Raw genomic sequence first — 15600 nt, 5'->3', positions numbered from 1 at the left:
ACTCGTATGGAAAGGATCATTTTGCATAATAAGGGGGGATTGGAAATGATGGGTGGAATCGGCATGCTGGGCGTCCTTTTCCTGCTGGTGTCGCTCGGGCTGCTGCTGCTCCATGTCGCCCTCTGCATCTGGGCGTTCCGCGATGCTCGGGAGCGCGGCTACAGCAGCGAGTTCGCCCTGCTCGTCCTGATCGCGCTGCTGTTCTTCCCGATCGTCGGCCTGATCCTCTATCTAATTATCCGCGAAGATCGGCGCGGGAATCGGCCGGGACGCTAGCGCGGCAAAAAAAGGCATGGCACCGGTCGTCCGGAAGCCATGCCTTTTTGCCGTGCGTGCCTAGCCCTGCTCGGCCGCCGCTGCCGCCGGCAGATGCGAAGCCGCGACGCGGTAGAACGTCACGCGGTTGCCGACGATCGGGCCTGCGCCCTCTCCTGCCGCCGCCGGACGTCCATGGCCGGAGCCGTGAGCGGGCTGGCCGTGGCCGCCATGGCCATGCGCGGGCCGTTCCGCCTGGTCTGCCGCAGCGCCTTCAGCCTGCTGCTCCTGCCGCTTCGCATGCGCGCCGCGGAACGAGTCGCTCGACGCCCAAGCCTCGAAATCGGCTTTGGACCTCCACGTCGTGCAGACGCGAATCTCCTCCTCGCCTTCGTTCTCGCTCTTGCCGTGCAGGACGTCCATCCGCACGAAGCCTTCGAACGTATGCACCTGCTTCGGCTTGGCGAACCGCTCCAGCACCGCCTCCGCGAAGCCCGCCTTGACGACGATGCGGTTCTCGACGAGCACCGGGCCGGCCTGCTCTTCCTTCGCTTCGCCCAGCTTTTCCTTCAAATAAGCAACGACTTGCTGCGCGTCCGGCCCGCCCATCAGGGCGTGCTGGAGCAGCGTGATGCCGTGCGGCCCCTTGGCGTGCAGCTGGGAAGGATGCCGCTCGATGACCGAGCGGACCAGCTCCAGCTCGCCGAGCATCGCCGCGCCGAACAGATCGAGGCGGGCGCCTTGCTCCAACAGCCAGTTCAAAATATCCTTGCGCCCGACATGCGCGGCCGCTCCGGCCGCCGTCTCCCAGTCGCCTCCGCCCCAGTTCATCGCGGCATGCAGCAGTCCCGGCTCTTCCTGCAGAAGCTGCTGCACGCGCTCCAGATCGCTGTGCGCCGAGCCGACAAAGGCGCGCACCAGTTCCGGATTCAATGCTTGCTCAGACATTGGTCATCTCTCCCGTTTTCGGTTCGTTTGGTTGAAACCCACTCTCTGCCGAAGCCGCTCTTGCGGCCCCGGCTGTCGCCGCCAGCCGGCGAGGCGTGGCGCGCCTCGCCTGGAAGCTCGGCACGCCTTCTTCGCTGCGGATGCTGCCTTCGACGCCGAACACGTCGGAGAAGAACGCATGCGTGAACAGCTCCGACGGACTCCCCTGAGCGGCGACTCGTCCGTCCTTGACGGCGACGAGCCGGTCGCAGTAGCGGGCGGCCTGGTTGAGGTCATGCAGCACGGTCACGACCGTCAGGCCTTGCTCGCGGTTCAGCTGCTGGACGAGCTCCATCAGCTCGAGCTGATGGGCGATGTCCAGGTACGTCGCCGGCTCGTCGAGCAGCAGCACCGATGGCGTCTGCGCGATCGCCATCGCGAGCCAAGCACGCTGGCGCTCTCCGCCGGACAGCGCCGGCAGCGGGCGATGCTGCAGCTCCTGCAGCGAGGCGGCTGCGATCGCCCAGTCGACGATGCTCTCGTGCTCCTCCGCGCTTCCGTCCTGATACCATTTCAAATGCGGATGGCGGCCCTTGCGCACCAGCTCCCGCACGGTCAGCTCGAGGCCCGCCTCCTGGGCTTGGGCCAGCATGGCGATGCGGCGCGCAGCGGACTTGGGCGGCAGCGCCGCCAAGTCCTCGCCGTCGAGCATCGCCGCCCCGCCGCGCGGCTTGAGCAGTCTGGCGAGCATCCGCAGCACGGTGGACTTGCCCGAGCCGTTCGGCCCGATGATGCCGACCCATTCGCCTTGGCGGATGTCGATATCGACGCCGTGCACGACGAGCTGGTCCCCGTAGCCGTGAACGAGCGATTGTCCGGTCAGGCGGCTCATCGCTTCGCCCCCTTTCGCAGCAGATAGAGGAAGAACGGCGCGCCGAGCAGCGCGAGCAGGATGCCGACCGGGAATTCGATCGGATCGAACAGCGTGCGCGCCGCCGTGTCGGCCAATGTGACCAGAGCCGCTCCGCCGAGCGCCGATGCCGGCATGAGGACGCGGTAGTCCGAGCCGACGAGCAGGCGCACGATATGCGGCACGACGAGGCCGACGAAGCCGATCATGCCCGCCTGGCTGATCGCCGCGCCAGCCAGGAACGCCGCGACGCCGACGATGACGAGGCGGTACAGCTCGACGCGAACGCCGAGCAGCTTGGCCGCGTCGTCGCCGAGCGCAAGCAGGTTGGCCGGCTTGATGAGCAGCAGCGCCGCCGCGAGGCCGGCCAGCGCGTACGGCAGCAGCGTATCCGCATGCGGCCAGCTGCGGCCGTTCAGGCTGCCGCTCATCCACGGCAGCACCGACTGCACCTTCTCGCTGTTGAGAATCATGAGCGCCGACATGCCGGCGCCGAGCAGCGAGTTGACCGCCACGCCGGCGAGGATGAGCCGGATCGGCGATGCCCCGCCTTTCCAGGCGAGCGCATAGATGACGGCGCTGGCCGCCAGCGCGCCGAGGAACGCGGCCGCCGGCAGCAGCGCGATCTGCGCCGGGAACAGGATCATGATCGTGACGGCGGCGATGCCGCCGCCGGACGAGACCCCGATGATGCCGGGATCGGCGAGCGGATTGCGGAACACGCCTTGCAGCAGCGCTCCCGCGAGCCCGAGCGAACAGCCGACCATGAGGCCGGTCAGCACGCGCGGCAAACGCAGGTTCCAGACGATCTGCCATGCTTCCGTGTCCGTATTGGAGCCGAGAAGCGCGGCCCATACGTCGGAGACCGGGATCCGGATCGCGCCGAGCGCGAGGCCGCAGACGACGCTGGCGGCGACGAGCGCCGCCGCGCCGGCGAGCACGGCCGCATGCCGCGCCGACGCCGGGCGTCTGGCCCGCTTGACGTCAGCCGGCGACAGGACGGCCGCCATGTCAGTTCACCTGCAGCAGCAGCTTGTTGATCGTCTTGATCGCTTCCGGCGCGCGCAGGCCCGGGTTGGCGGCGAACAGGTTCTGCGGCAGAATCTCGAATTGGTCGTCGTTGATCGCCGACAGGTTGTTCCAGGCCGGATTCGACTCGAACTGCTTCTTGAACGCCGACTTGACCTCTGCGGAATCGCCGTGGGCGATGAGCAGGATCAGATCCGGGTTGGCCGCGACGATGCGCTCCATGCTGAGCTCGGCGTACTGAGGCATCGTGGTCATCTTAGGGAAGCTCGCCGCGACGTTCGCTCCGCCTGCCAGCTCCAGGAAGCTGCCCGGGTAGCTGCTCGGCAGCGCGACGACGAAGCTGCCCGGCGCGCCGTAGACGATCAGCGCCTTGGGCTTGGAAGCCGGCTTCTTCAAGCTGCTCACCGTGCGGTCCATATTGGCCGCGATCTCCTCCGCCTTGGTCTCCTTGCCGAGCAGCTTGCCGTACAGGCGCAGCGAGGATTTGATCTGGTCATAGGAGTTGTGCGAGTTGAGCAGCACTTGCGCGCCGAGCTTCTCGAGCGTTGGCTTCTGGCTGGCCAGCGCCGGGCTCGCGATGACCAGATCCGGCTTGACGGATGCCAGCTTCTCGAACAGGATACCGTGCGTGCTGCCGACTTCGACCGCGGACGCGGCTTCCGGCGGGTTGACCGCGCCCATCGCCGTCGGACGGCCGACGACCGTGCCGCCGAGCGCGTAGATCATCTCCGTGTCGGACGAGGACAGCGTGACGATGCGCTGCGGACGCTTGTTCAGCGTGAACGGACCGGTGCTCGTCGTCAGCGTCAGCTTGCTCGAGATCGCGACGGTGCGGCTCGACTGGGACCAGCTCACCCATTTGCCGAACGCTTCCGTTATCAGGCGCAGCGGCACGAACGTCCTGCCGTTCTGAATGACCGGAGCGGCGTCGAGCTTCGTCGCCTTGCCGTTTATGTATGCCGTGGCGGAGCCTGCCGTCAGCTTGACGGTATCGCTGCCGCTCGTCGCCGTCACCGTGCGCGTCGAGCTGCTCCAGGAGGCCTTGCCGCCGAGCGACTGGACGATCGAGCTGTACGGCACGAGCGTGCGTCCGGAAGCTACGATCGGCTGCGCGTCGAGCGGCAGCTTCTTGCCGTCGAGCGTCACTTGGATCGGAGCGGCTGCCGCGCGAGCCGTAGACGGCGCGCCGGAAGCGGAGATGAGAATGAGCGCTGCCGCCGAAGCGGCGAGAATGCTTTTGGAACTGCGGAACATGAATGAAACCTCCCTGGGTCTATTAAGAATGAGAATCAATATCAACTACAGGAACTATAATATTGATAACGATTCTCATTGTCAATGGAGTCGCCCATCTTTTTCCTCGTCCATGCTACAATGGAGCCATCGAACTCGAAGGAGATGACATCCGACCATGAATTCCTCCAGCCCTGCATTCTCCCCGTCCGTCTATCTCGCCGGATTCGAGGTTTTCCGGCCCGACGCGGCCGAAACCGGCCGCGCGATGAAGGCGCTTTGCGCGGAATACGGCTTTCGAGGCATCTTTCCGCTGGACAAGGACATCCGTCCTCTGCCCGACCGGCTCGACACCGCCCGAGCCATCTTTGAAGGCAACGTACGGCTCGTCCGTCAGGCCGACTTCGTCCTGGCCAACCTGAACGCGTTTCGCGGCTCCGAGCCGGACGCCGGCACCGTCTTCGAATGCGGGCTCGCCTACGCGCTCGGCAAGCCGCTATACGGCCATCTGGCCGATACGCGCGACCAGGCGGAACGCTTGGCGGCGAACATCGACCCGATCACCGGACGCCATCGCGACGGAATGAACGTCGAGAACTTCGGCTTGCCGGTGAACCTGATGCTGGCCGTGCCCGCCACCGTCGTCCAAGGCGGACTGGAGGACGCGCTGCGGCGCGCTGCCGACGATCTGGCGTCCGGCGTGTTAAGCTTCGGTTAAACTGCCTGATGTCCCGTAGACAAGCCTCGGCGCGACGCTTATCATGCATGCAGGAGGATGCAGCCGCATCCCATTCCTGGACCTGCCTCATTCCCGAACCCGAACCCGAACCCGAACCCGAACCCGAACCCGAACCCGAACCCGAACCCGAACCCGAACCCGAAAGGATGGTCTTTCTATGAGTACCTCTCTTCAACCGCTCGTCATCGGACACCGCGGCGCCGCCGGAGAAGCGCCGGAAAACACGCTGGCCAGCTTCCGGCTGGCCGAGGAGCAAGGCGCGCACATGGTCGAGCTCGACGTGCATCTGTCGGCCGACGGCGAGCTAATCGTCTGCCACGACGACACGCTTGACCGCACCACGGACGCAAGCGGCGCGATTCGCGACCAGACGGCCGAAGAAATCCGTCGCGCCGACGCGGGCTCGTGGTTCGGACCGGCCTTTGCCGGGGAGCGCGTGCCGCTGCTGAGCGAAGTCTACGAGCTGCTGCCGCTTGCGGTCGAGATCAACGTCGAAGTGAAGGACGCGGCCGGCTCGCAGCTCGACGCCAAGCTGCTCGACTTCCTGCGCCAGGGAACGAACCTGCGCCGCACCGTCGTTTCCTCGTTCGACCACAAGCTGCTCGTCCGCCTCAAAAACGCCGAGCCTGAACTGCGCATCGGCCTGCTGTACGCCGCCGACCTGTACCATCATGCCTCCTATGCCGCCCTGCTGGGGACTGCAGTCTGGTCGCTCCATCCCCATCACGGCTTCATAGGCCGCCAGGACGCCGAGGATGCCAGAGCGGCCGGCATCGCGGTCTACCCGTACACGGCCAATCGTCCCGAGGAGTGGGAGCGGCTGGTCGCGGCCGGCATCTCCGGCATCATCACCGACTATCCGGGCCGGCTGAACGAATGGCTTGTCCAGCGCGAAGGCCGCTGATTGTTCCGTTCATCCCGCACGCCAGGATCGGAATAGTGGACGCAGGGAAACGACGCTTATCCAACCTTTAAGAAACATGAGACGCCCTGCTCATTCAATCAAGGAACAGGAGACGCTCTGTCTGACCGAGACTTCGCCGCACAAGCGTGCTCGGTTGATGCAGCGCGGCTCCTGTTTCTTTTTGCTGTTTGAGCTAGCCTTCGATCACCTCCCTCGCGCCTCTTATCCTCTCTCAGCCGCAACCATACCTCCTTTGCCAGGTTCCGCCTCTGTTCTTTGCTACCTTTCCTTGTTTGATCCTGTCGGCTTCGCCTTGAAAGCTGCTTCGTCGGCCTATGCCTCAGATTGCACACGGCTAACGATGATTCAAAGCGTTAAACGGCCCGCAGACAGGGATGTAGAACCCTAACGACGTAGGAGCACCTTAGCGACCGAAAATCAGTCGAATTGCCTCTCTGATCGGCCTTTCGTGACGTCTAAACTTCTGACCCGTCGTTAGCTTTTTAAACTCGCTCTTAATGGGCTTCTAAGCCCCTACCGAGTCGTTAAATTCTTTAGGCATGGTGGAGCAAGAATTAACTGATGTGTTGCCGTGGATTGCTGGGCAGACAGAGGCGCTTTGGTTGCTCGGAAAGCTTGCGGGCTTGGGTGCTTGGGGGCCTGGGGGCCTGGGGGCTTGAAGGCTTGAGGACTTGGGGGCTTGGAGGTGCAGGCATAACTGCCGTATTGGCGGATTGCTGGTCTGCCGAGGTCATCGAGGTGGACTGCCGGATTGGAGTTGTGGCTGGAGTAGCCGTGGTGAGGTGTTGGGTTTGCGAGGACTTAGGTCGCCGAGATGGGGATTATGGGGTAACGAGCCGGCAGGAGCACATAGCGGAGGGGACGGAAGCCTCTTGGAGAAGCGGGAGCGGTTCCCTTGAAGGCCGGATTCCTTCCGTTGAGGAAAGGGAGTTCAGAGGAATCTGGGCTTCAGCGGAATCGGAAAGAGGTTCCGTCCGCGGAGCGGAGGTGGCGTAGCGGCCTAAAGGGGGCTCACGGGGTTCACGGGGTTCACGGGGTTCACGGGTTCACGGGTTCACGGGTTCACGGGGTCACGGGGTCACGGGGTCACGGGGTCACGGGGTCACGGGGTCACGGGGTCACGGGGTCACGGGGTTCACGGGGTTCACGGGGTTCACGGGGTTCTCGGGTTGCACGGGGTTCAAGCAAAAAACGCCATGCCCCTCCGGAAGTCCGAAGCAGGCATGGCGCATCCACCTTATACGTTCAAATCATACGTTCAAGTCCGGTCGGCGGCCCGTCACGAGATAGGCGACGCTCTCGCCGATGTTCGTCGCATGGTCGGCGATGCGCTCAATGTATCGGCCGACGAAGCTGAGCAGCATCGACTGGTTGATCGTGCGCGGGTCCTGCACCATGAGCGTGTACAGCTCGCGGATGATCTGCGAGTACAGCGCGTCCACCGCGTCGTCGTCCTTGGCCATCTTGTACGCCAGATCGACGTTCTCCTGCACGAACGACTGGATCGACTCGAAGATCATCGTCTGCACGATCTCCGCCATGCGCGGCAGGTCGATCAGCGGCTTGATCAGCGACTGCCCCTCGAGGCGCAGCACGACCTTGGCGATGTCGACGGACAGATCGCCCATCCGTTCCAGGTCGCCGGAGATGCGGAACGCGACCAGCACTCGCCTCAAGTCCTTGGCCACCGGCTGCTGCGTGGCGATCAGCTTGGATCCGAGCTCGGTGATGCGCTCCTCCAGCCGGTTCAGCTCCGGATCGCGATGGATGATCTCCGCCGCCGCGTCGGCGTCGACGCTCATCAGCGCCTGCATCGATCCCGCGAGCGCCGATTCCACCCGCTCGCCCATCTCCAGCAGCATTTTGTCGAGCTGCTCCAAGCCTTCGTCCAGTTCCTTGCGTTTGATCATGACGGGCTCTCCTCTCCCTCTCGCCGGCGCTTCAGCCGAATCGTCCTGTAATATAGTCTTCCGTGCGCGCGTCGCTCGGGTTGGAGAACAGCTTCTCCGTCTCGTCGGCCTCGACGAGCTCTCCGTTCAGGAAGAACACCGTACGGTCGGATACCCGCGCGGCCTGGTGCATGTTGTGCGTCACCATGACGATCGTGTACTCTTTCTTGAGCTCGCGCACCAGCTCCTCGATCTTGAGCGTCGAGATCGGGTCGAGCGCGGACGTCGCCTCGTCCATGAGCAGCACCTCCGGCTCGACGGCGAGCGCGCGGGCGATGCACAGCCGCTGCTGCTGGCCGCCGGACAGGCTGAGCGCCGACTTTCCGAGCAGGTCCTTCACTTCTTCCCACAGCGACGCGCCGCGCAGGCTGCGCTCCACGATCTCGTTCAGCGTCGACTTGTCGCGGATGCCGTGCAGCCGCGGGCCATAGGCGACGTTGTCGAAGATCGACTTCGGAAAAGGATTCGGCTGCTGGAACACCATCCCGACCCGCTTGCGGAGCGTTTCCACGTCCGTCTCCGAGCCGTAGATGTCGTCGCCGTCCAGCTTGACGCTGCCGTCGATGCGGACGCCTGCGACGAGGTCGTTCATGCGGTTGAGCGTGCGCAGGAACGTCGACTTGCCGCAGCCCGACGGACCGATGAAGGCGGTGATGGTCTTCTCGGGAATGTCCAGCTCGATGTTCTTGAGCGCTTGGAACTCGCCGTAATGCAGGTTGAGGCGGTCAATCTCCATAATCGATGTCGTCATAACGTTCCCCTTCTCCCATGCGTCGATAGTCGAATTGCCGCCGCGCGGCCCTTCCGGACAGCACGGCTTTCGGATCAGCCGAAGCGGCCCGAGATGTAGTCGTCGGTCTGCTTCTTCTCCGGATTGGTGAAAATGACGTTCGTATCGTTGTGCTCGATCAGGTTGCCCATGTAGAAGAACGCCGTCTTGTCGGACACGCGGGCGGCCTGGCCCATGTTATGCGTCACGATAACGATGCAGAACTCCTGCTTGAGCTCCGAGATGAGCTCCTCGATCTTGGACGTGGACACCGGGTCGAGCGCGGAGGCCGGCTCGTCCATGAGCAGGATCTCCGGCTGCACGGACAGCGCGCGGGCGATGCACAGCCGCTGCTGCTGGCCGCCGGACAGGGCGAGCGCGGACTGGTTCAGCCGGTCCTTCGTCTCGTCCCACAGCGCCGTGCGGCGCAGGCAGGACTCGACGATCTCGTCCAGCTCGCTCTTGCTGCGCACGCCGTGGTAGCGCGGGCCGAAGGCGACGTTCTCATAGATCGACTTGTAGAACGGATTCGGCTTTTGCCAGACCATGCCGATCCGCTGGCGCAGCGTGACGACATCGGTGCCGGGAGCGTTGATGTCCTGGCCGTCGAGCCAGATGCTTCCGGTGGCGCTCGCGCCGGCGATCGTGTCGTTCATCCGGTTGAGGCTGCGCAGGAACGTCGACTTGCCGCAGCCCGACGGGCCGATGAGCGCCGTCACGCTGCCCTTCGCGAAGCTCAGGTCGACTTTCTTGACCGCTTCCTTCTCTCCGTAAAAAATGCTCAGCTGCTCGGCGGCCAGCGCCGCAGCGCCTCCTGGACGAGTGCTTGCGCCGGCTGCGCTAGGCGAGGGTGCGGATATCGCCATGTTGGGGTCCTCCTCGTAGTCGGGTTTAGCGGGATGCGGTCAGCTTGCGGTACAGGTAGCGGCCGAGCCAGCGGGAGCCCAGATTGAACAGCAGCACCGTCAGGATGAGCACGGCGGAAGCGCCGGCTGCGATCTGCGCGGCATCCGGGGCGATGCCCTCGCTGTTGATCTTCCAAATATGCACGGCGAGCGTCTCGGCTGGGCGCAGCGGATTGAGCGGCGATACCGGGCTGAACGGATTCCAGTCGGTAAAGTCGAGCCGCGGCGAGCTCATGCCGGCGGTGAACAGCAACGCGGCGGCTTCGCCGAAGACGCGGCCGGCGGCCAGAATCGTGCCGGTCAGAATCGTCGGCAGCGCGACCGGCAGCATGATCTTGACGATCGTCTTCCAGCGCGTCAGACCGAGGGCGAGTCCGGCTTCCTTCTGCTCGCGCGGCACGCCGCGGATGCCCTGCTCGGTGATGCGCACCATGAGCGGCAAGTTGAATACGGTCAGCGCGAGCGCGCCGGCCAGCAGGGAGAACTTCAGCCCGAAGTAGTTGACGAACACGAGCAGGCCGAACAGGCCGACGACGATCGACGGGAACGAGGAGAGCACCTCGACGACGAGCCGGATGAAGTCGGTGAACCGGCCCGGGCGGGCGTACTCCGCCATGTAGATGCCGGCGCCGATGCCGAGCGGCACGGTGATAATCATCGTCAGCACGAGCAGGAACAGCGAGTTGAACAGCTGCGGTCCGATGCCGCCTCCGGCCTTGAACGTCTGCGGGGCGGACGTCAGGAAGTCGAAGCTGATGTGGCTGAGGCCGCGATACAGGATGAAGCCGATCAGCCCGGCCAGGATGAGGATGATGAGGAAAGCGAAGAAATAGAAGACGGCTGTCGCCACGCGGTCGGCGGTCTTGTTGGACATTCTCATCGCAGGCTTCTCCTTTCCAGCACGCGTACGATCGCGACGAACACGAACGTCATGACGAGCAGCACGAGCGCGAGGCTCCACAGGACGTTGTTCTGGACTTGGCCCATGATCGTGTTGCCCATGCTGAGCGTGATGACGCTCGTAAGCGTGGACGCCGATTCAAACAGCGAGCGCGGAATATGCGGCGCATTGCCGATGACCATCTGCACGGCGAGCGCCTCGCCGAACGCGCGCGCGATGCCGAGCACGACGCCCGTCAGCATGGACGGGATGACCGCTGGCAGGATGCTGCGCGAGATCGTCTGCCAGCGCGTGGCGCCGAGCGCGTAGCTGCCTTCCTTGAGGCCGCGCGGCAGGTTGCTCATCGCGTCCGTGGCGATCGTCGTGATCGTCGGCAGGATCATAATCGACAGCACGACCGCGCCCGCAGCGAGTCCGAGGCCCTGGCCGGGGAAAATCGCGCGGAAGAACGGCACGATGACCGTCAGGCCGACGAAGCCGTACACGACGGACGGGATGCCGGCGAGCAGCTCGATGACCGGCTGCATGACGCTTTTGCCGAACTTCGGCATCAGCTCGGTCATGAAGATGGCCGCGCAGAAGGCGAGCGGAGCCGAAATGCAGGCGGCCAGAATCGACGTGACGAACGAGCCGGTGATGAACGGCAGCGCGCCGAACGACTGCGGCTCGCCGTCCGGCGCCCACTTCGTGCCGAACAGGAATTCCCTCAGGCTGACGCCGTTGACGAAGAACGTCGCCAGACCTTTGGACGCGACGAAATAAACGATCGAAAAAATCGTGACGATAAGCACGGCGACGCAGATGAGCGTATAGGTCTTGCCGAACCATTCTCCACCGGAGCGCGATTTGCGGCGCGCGGCCGGACGAGGCGGCGTTCCGCCGGAGGGGGCGGCGGCCGCTTGGGAAGCCTCCGCCTGCGGCTCGGCCGAGGCGGCGGACGGCTCTGCGCCTTCGGAGCCTGGCTTGGCCGGGTCTAAGGTTGCTTTCATGAATGATCTCTCCTTACGCCGGATACTCTTGGCATGGCGCAAAGCCAAGAGGGGGCATCGGATGCCTCCCTCTTGGCCTGCCGCTGCGCCGGCGGGCGCAGCTTGTGGTGACAATCTTATTTTTTCGTGATCGCGCCGGCTTCATCACGCGTAACCTGCATCTCGTTGATGGAGATGTAGCCGAGGTCGGTGACGTCCGTCTTCTGGATGTCGTCGCTGACCATGTAGTCCAGGAACGCCTTGACGACTTCGTTCGGCTCGCCGTTCGTGTACATGTGCTGGTAAGCCCATACCGGATAGTCGCCGGTCTTGACGTTGTCGGCGTTCGCTTCGACGCCGTCAAGCTTGAGCGTCTTCACCGTGTCGTCGAGGTAGGAGAGAGCCAGATAGCCGATCGCTCCCGGCGTCTCGCCGACAAGCTTCTTGACCGTACCGGAGGAATCCTCTTGGATGTTGCCCGGCAGGTCTTCCGATTTCGTGCCGAGGGCGTACTTGTCGAACGTCTTGCGCGTGCCGGAGCTGGATGGACGGTTGACGATGACGATCTTCTCGTCGGCTCCGCCGACCTCGCTCCAGTTCGTCACCTTGCCGGTGAAGATGTCGACGAGCTGCTGCTTCGTCAGGTTGTCGACGGCGATGTTCTTGTTGACGACCGTGGCGATGGAGACGACGGCCACTTGATGGTCGACCAGCGCTTTGCCTTTGTCGGCGTCAGCGTCGGTGAACTTCTCGCCGGCGAAGATGTCGGAGTTGCCGATGTCGGCTTGTCCTTCGGACACTTGCGTCAGGCCGGTGCCGCTGCCGCCGCCTTGCACCTGGACCGTGACTCCGCTATATTGCGATTCGGCCATGAATTTCTGGGATACTTGCTCGACTAGCGGCTGCATGGCCGTGGAGCCTGCCGCCAGGATCGATCCGCTCAGGCTTGCGCCCTCCGCTCCGCCGCTGTTCGCCTCGTTCTTGCTTCCGCAGGCAGCCAGCGTCAGCGCAAGCACCGTCGTCATCAGGACCAGCATCGTCTTTTTCATCTTGTTTTGTTTCCCCTTCCGAAGATCCGAGTTTTGATCTGGCTTACGAAATTCATTGTACGAGCCAGGTGTTAATGCCGTATGTTCGCTTTGTAAAGGGAATTGTAAAATTGCATTTAGTTTATCTATAATATAGAGCTGGCAATCAAATACTTTATCTATACTACAGGTGCCAAGAAAGGAGCCATCATGACAATCGTTAAATGGAGGCTGCTCGTCCTGCTGGACAAGCACAAAAAGGTGACTCTTGCGGCGCGCGAGCTGGGCATCAAGCAGCCGACGGCGACCTTTCATATGAAGAAGATGGAGGAGGAATGGGGAACGGAGCTGTTCGAGTCCAAAACCGGTCGTATCCTGCTGACCGATGCCGGCAAGGCGCTCCTGCGCTTCGCGCGCGAGATCATCCGCCTCCATGAGGAGGCGAGGCAGGAGATGCGGCTGCTCGCGTCCGCCGGTGGCCGGCTGAATGTGCGAATCGACGCCCCATGCCGCGAGCAGGCCGCGGCGCTGGCCGCAGCGGCGCTCGAGCCGTTCGGGCGCGGGATTGATTTTACCGCCGAACGGCGGCAGGAAGAACCGGATCTGATCGTCTCCGAGCGGGCCGAGCCGCCCTCCGTCGCCGGAAGCATCTACTGGCAGGCGGAGCTGAAGCTCGCCGTATCCGCCTCCCATCCGAGCTATGCGGATGCCTCGGCCGAATCGCTGCTCGGCTCGCAAGCTCCCTGGATCGCTCCCCCGGTGGGATCGGAGCTGCGCCGCCTCTGCTTGGAATGGAGCGGCGCCCGCGGCAGCGCACTCCGGGAGGCGTACACGTCCGCCGATCTCGGCACGGCCCGGACGCTCGCGGCGCAAGGGCTCGGTTTCGCTATCGTGCCCGACTTCAGCCGACATCATCCAGCGGCAGCGGCTGCAGGCGCAGCCGGCTTGCGCCTCCTTCCCCTGCCTGGCGCTCCCTCCTACGGCCTGGAGCTCCATCCCGGCCCGCAGCTCGCGCGCAAGGACGAGCCGGCGCTGCTTTCCTTGTTTGCGGACGTCAAAAAACCGCCTGCTTCCCATGGGAAGCAGGCGGCCGATGAAGATCAAGCTTGAGCCTATTCTTACGAGCGTTCGAGGACGGGCTCGTTCGTTTCCTGGCTGAGGCGGACGAGCATGTGCGCGAGCATATGCCGTTCCTCTTCCTTGCCGACCTTCCACAGCTCCTGCAGCAGCTTTTCCTCCGCGTTGCGGGGCTCTTCGTGCTCGGCGAGATAGCCGGCGACTTTTTCGGCCGCAGCGGCCAGCTGCTCGTCGTCCAGCCCGATGCGCCGCGCCAGATCGATCCGGTTGCCGAGGTAGCTCTTGAACTCGTCGAAGCTGGCGAGTATCTCGTCCTTCTTGGATTCGTCCATGCCCTGAATCGTGTCCTTCACCTTGTCGAACGCTTCCGTCGCTTTCGGTTCGCCCTTCGTGCCGTCCAGATGTGCCATGATGCATCGCCTCCCGTAGTCGATTTGTCCTGCATGAGGACTCCTTACCCGGGTGGAAATGCGGCGAATCAAACACTCTGGACCTGATTCGGCATCAGACGCCGAAGCCGTTCCAATGGGTGATCTCGTCGACATGCAGCCGCACGCTCGGATGGCCGGGCTGCGCCGCCTTGCCGAGCGCGATCAGCATGACGTTGGCATAACGCTCGGGAACCTGCAACAGCTCGCGGAACTGGTCGACATTATAACCGGCCATCGGCACAGTGTCGAGGCCGCGGGCGCGTGCGGCCAGCATCAGCTGCTGGGAGACGAGGCCGCCGTCGATCAGAGCGGATTGAAGGGCCCGCTCGGGCGGCAGCGAGCCGTAGAAGCGGTTCATGTTCTCGACCAGCTTGGCGGCCGTCTCCACGTTCATATAGCCGGCCTCGACCGCTTTGCCGTAGATGCGGGGAGCTTCCGTATACGCCTTGAGATCGACGAGCACGGCGATGACGGCCGATGCGGCGACGACCTGTTCCTGGTTGAAGGCGATCGGGAGCAGCTTCTGCTTGAGCTCCGAGTCGGTGATGACGATGAACCGCCACGGCTGCATGTTGCTTCCGGACGGCGCGAGCGCCGCTGTCGTGAGAAGCTCCCTGATCTCCTCGTCCGTCAGCTTGAACTCCGGATCATACTTGCGGACCGATCTCCTGCTCTTGATGACTTCATGAAAATCGGCAGCCGGCAGGCTCGCTTGCGGATGGCTCGTCGACATGTTCTCCCACTCCCTAACTGTTATGATAATAATCACAGTATAGAAGCGGGCGAATTCCTTGTCAATAGGTTGGAATTAAAAAACCATCCCCTCGTTCCAGGGGATGGCGGGCGGCCCGTCAAGCGTCCAGGCCGTGTTCTTCGCGGATCTTGTACAAGCCGGTGATGAGCGGATCGGCCGTATCGCGGTTCAGCAGATGCAGCGCAAGCAGGTAATGGAACGGCATCGCCACGACATTGTTGCCCTCGCGGATCGAAGGGAAGCCGGCCTCGACGACCGGTCCATGATCCGGATGGATGTCGATGTCGACATGCACCGGCTCGTCCTCGAACTCCGCGCGGCACATCTTGGCGCAATGCGGCACGATGATCTGGTCGAACAGGTACTTCGCCTCGTCCTCGTTCTGCGGAGGCGGAGGCAGCAGGCGGCTGCGCTCGCCGCGCAGGATATCCACGAAGAACGACGACATCCAGAGCGCCGGATCCTCGTTCTTTTGGAAATTATGCACGAGCTCGTTCATGAAGAAGCCTACGGAATGGGGATTCTTATTGGCATCGAGCAGCCGGTAGGTGAACAGCGGCCCGTACATCGGGTGATTCACCACTTGTCCGTCTACTTCGTATTCGTCTTGGTAGAAGCTCTTGAGCGCAAGCTCGCCGTGCTGATAAAGCGCAGCGATCATCTGCTGCAGCTCTTCCTCGGTCAGCTGAGGCTGCCCTGGCGTCGCCGCTTCGGCTCCCTGCTCTTGCTGGAGCTCATCGGTATTTTGATTAGTCGTCATGAACGCATCCTCCTCATGCGTCCATCTTACCATTCCATCC

General features: G+C 63.5%; 17 protein-coding genes and 1 pseudogene. 4 read left to right on the top strand and 14 right to left on the bottom strand.

All coding sequences use genetic code 11. The features are described 5' to 3' along the window. Window positions 1-45 precede the first annotated feature (45 nt). Entirely contained in the window at window positions 46-276 is a 231-nt protein-coding gene (locus tag HGI30_RS07880) for a PLDc N-terminal domain-containing protein (RefSeq protein ID WP_328805254.1), read from the top strand. Window positions 277-336: 60 nt separating this feature from the next. Here HGI30_RS07880 and HGI30_RS23195 read toward each other — a convergent pair whose 3' ends face one another. The 5 genes and pseudogenes from HGI30_RS23195 to HGI30_RS07860 form a co-directional block, all read right to left on the bottom strand. After that, window positions 337-783 (bottom strand): antibiotic biosynthesis monooxygenase, encoded by a 447-nt coding sequence (locus HGI30_RS23195; protein ID WP_328805280.1) that lies wholly within the window; start codon window positions 781-783, stop codon window positions 337-339. A 42-nt stretch (window positions 784-825) separates the two neighbouring features. Continuing rightward, a pseudogene (locus HGI30_RS23190) lies at window positions 826-1203 on the bottom strand (ankyrin repeat domain-containing protein); the annotation flags it as partial. Continuing rightward, entirely contained in the window at window positions 1196-2074 is an 879-nt protein-coding gene (locus tag HGI30_RS07870; RefSeq protein ID WP_168907120.1) for an ABC transporter ATP-binding protein, read from the bottom strand. The gene HGI30_RS07870 and the pseudogene HGI30_RS23190, both read right to left, overlap by 8 nt. Next, window positions 2071-3102, bottom strand: coding sequence for a FecCD family ABC transporter permease (locus HGI30_RS07865; RefSeq protein WP_168907119.1), 1032 nt, complete (start codon window positions 3100-3102; stop codon window positions 2071-2073). The genes HGI30_RS07870 and HGI30_RS07865 overlap by 4 nt, the downstream gene beginning before the upstream one ends. 1 nt (window position 3103) lies before the next feature. Further along, on the bottom strand, window positions 3104-4375 hold the full coding sequence (locus HGI30_RS07860; protein ID WP_168907118.1) for an ABC transporter substrate-binding protein: 1272 nt from the start codon (window positions 4373-4375) through the stop codon (window positions 3104-3106). 157 nt (window positions 4376-4532) lie between these two features. Here HGI30_RS07860 and HGI30_RS07855 point away from each other — a divergent pair, with 157 nt between their 5' ends. Together HGI30_RS07855 and HGI30_RS07845 are read left to right on the top strand one after the other, a co-directional pair. Next, complete coding sequence (locus HGI30_RS07855) at window positions 4533-5072, top strand: nucleoside 2-deoxyribosyltransferase (RefSeq protein ID WP_168907117.1); 540 nt, start codon at window positions 4533-4535, stop codon at window positions 5070-5072. Between the two features lie 178 nt (window positions 5073-5250). Then, window positions 5251-5997, top strand: a complete 747-nt coding sequence (locus tag HGI30_RS07845) for a glycerophosphodiester phosphodiesterase (RefSeq protein WP_168907116.1) — start codon at window positions 5251-5253, stop codon at window positions 5995-5997. A gap of 1271 nt (window positions 5998-7268) precedes the next feature. Here the strand turns inward: HGI30_RS07845 and phoU are convergent. The 6 genes from phoU to HGI30_RS07815 all read right to left on the bottom strand — a co-directional run bounded on the left by phoU (window position 7269) and on the right by HGI30_RS07815 (window position 12559). After that, window positions 7269-7928, bottom strand: a complete 660-nt coding sequence (phoU, locus tag HGI30_RS07840; protein WP_168907115.1) for a phosphate signaling complex protein PhoU — start codon at window positions 7926-7928, stop codon at window positions 7269-7271. A gap of 31 nt (window positions 7929-7959) precedes the next feature. Continuing rightward, on the bottom strand, window positions 7960-8718 hold the full coding sequence (gene pstB, locus HGI30_RS07835; protein ID WP_168907114.1) for a phosphate ABC transporter ATP-binding protein PstB: 759 nt from the start codon (window positions 8716-8718) through the stop codon (window positions 7960-7962). Window positions 8719-8792: 74 nt separating this feature from the next. Further along, on the bottom strand, window positions 8793-9602 hold the full coding sequence (gene pstB / locus HGI30_RS07830; protein ID WP_168907113.1) for a phosphate ABC transporter ATP-binding protein PstB: 810 nt from the start codon (window positions 9600-9602) through the stop codon (window positions 8793-8795). A 25-nt stretch (window positions 9603-9627) separates the two neighbouring features. Continuing rightward, complete coding sequence (pstA, locus tag HGI30_RS07825; RefSeq protein ID WP_168909788.1) at window positions 9628-10515, bottom strand: phosphate ABC transporter permease PstA; 888 nt, start codon at window positions 10513-10515, stop codon at window positions 9628-9630. Window positions 10516-10517: 2 nt separating this feature from the next. Beyond that, window positions 10518-11531, bottom strand: coding sequence for a phosphate ABC transporter permease subunit PstC (pstC, locus tag HGI30_RS07820; RefSeq protein WP_168907112.1), 1014 nt, complete (start codon window positions 11529-11531; stop codon window positions 10518-10520). A 116-nt stretch (window positions 11532-11647) separates the two neighbouring features. After that, window positions 11648-12559 (bottom strand): phosphate ABC transporter substrate-binding protein, encoded by a 912-nt coding sequence (locus HGI30_RS07815; protein ID WP_168907111.1) that lies wholly within the window; start codon window positions 12557-12559, stop codon window positions 11648-11650. Between the two features lie 189 nt (window positions 12560-12748). Here HGI30_RS07815 and HGI30_RS07810 point away from each other — a divergent pair, with 189 nt between their 5' ends. Then, window positions 12749-13648 (top strand): LysR family transcriptional regulator, encoded by a 900-nt coding sequence (locus tag HGI30_RS07810; protein ID WP_168907110.1) that lies wholly within the window; start codon window positions 12749-12751, stop codon window positions 13646-13648. An 8-nt stretch (window positions 13649-13656) separates the two neighbouring features. Here HGI30_RS07810 and HGI30_RS07805 read toward each other — a convergent pair whose 3' ends face one another. The 3 genes from HGI30_RS07805 to HGI30_RS07795 form a co-directional block, all read right to left on the bottom strand. Then, the gene (locus tag HGI30_RS07805) at window positions 13657-14025 is read right to left on the bottom strand and encodes a DUF3243 domain-containing protein (RefSeq protein ID WP_168907109.1); all 369 of its coding nucleotides are present in this window, start codon (window positions 14023-14025) and stop codon (window positions 13657-13659) included. Window positions 14026-14119: 94 nt separating this feature from the next. Further along, a complete protein-coding gene (locus tag HGI30_RS07800) occupies window positions 14120-14779 on the bottom strand; it encodes a nitroreductase family protein (protein ID WP_168907108.1) in 660 nt (219 codons plus the stop codon). A 118-nt stretch (window positions 14780-14897) separates the two neighbouring features. Beyond that, entirely contained in the window at window positions 14898-15560 is a 663-nt protein-coding gene (locus HGI30_RS07795) for a hypothetical protein (protein WP_168907107.1), read from the bottom strand. Window positions 15561-15600: the final 40 nt, after the last annotated feature.

Source organism: Paenibacillus albicereus (genome assembly GCF_012676905.1).
GTDB classification, from domain to species: Bacteria; Bacillota; Bacilli; order Paenibacillales; family Paenibacillaceae; genus Paenibacillus_O; species Paenibacillus_O albicereus.
The sequence above is the reverse complement of the archived record's forward strand: the minus strand, read 5'-3'. Positions and strand labels throughout refer to the sequence as shown.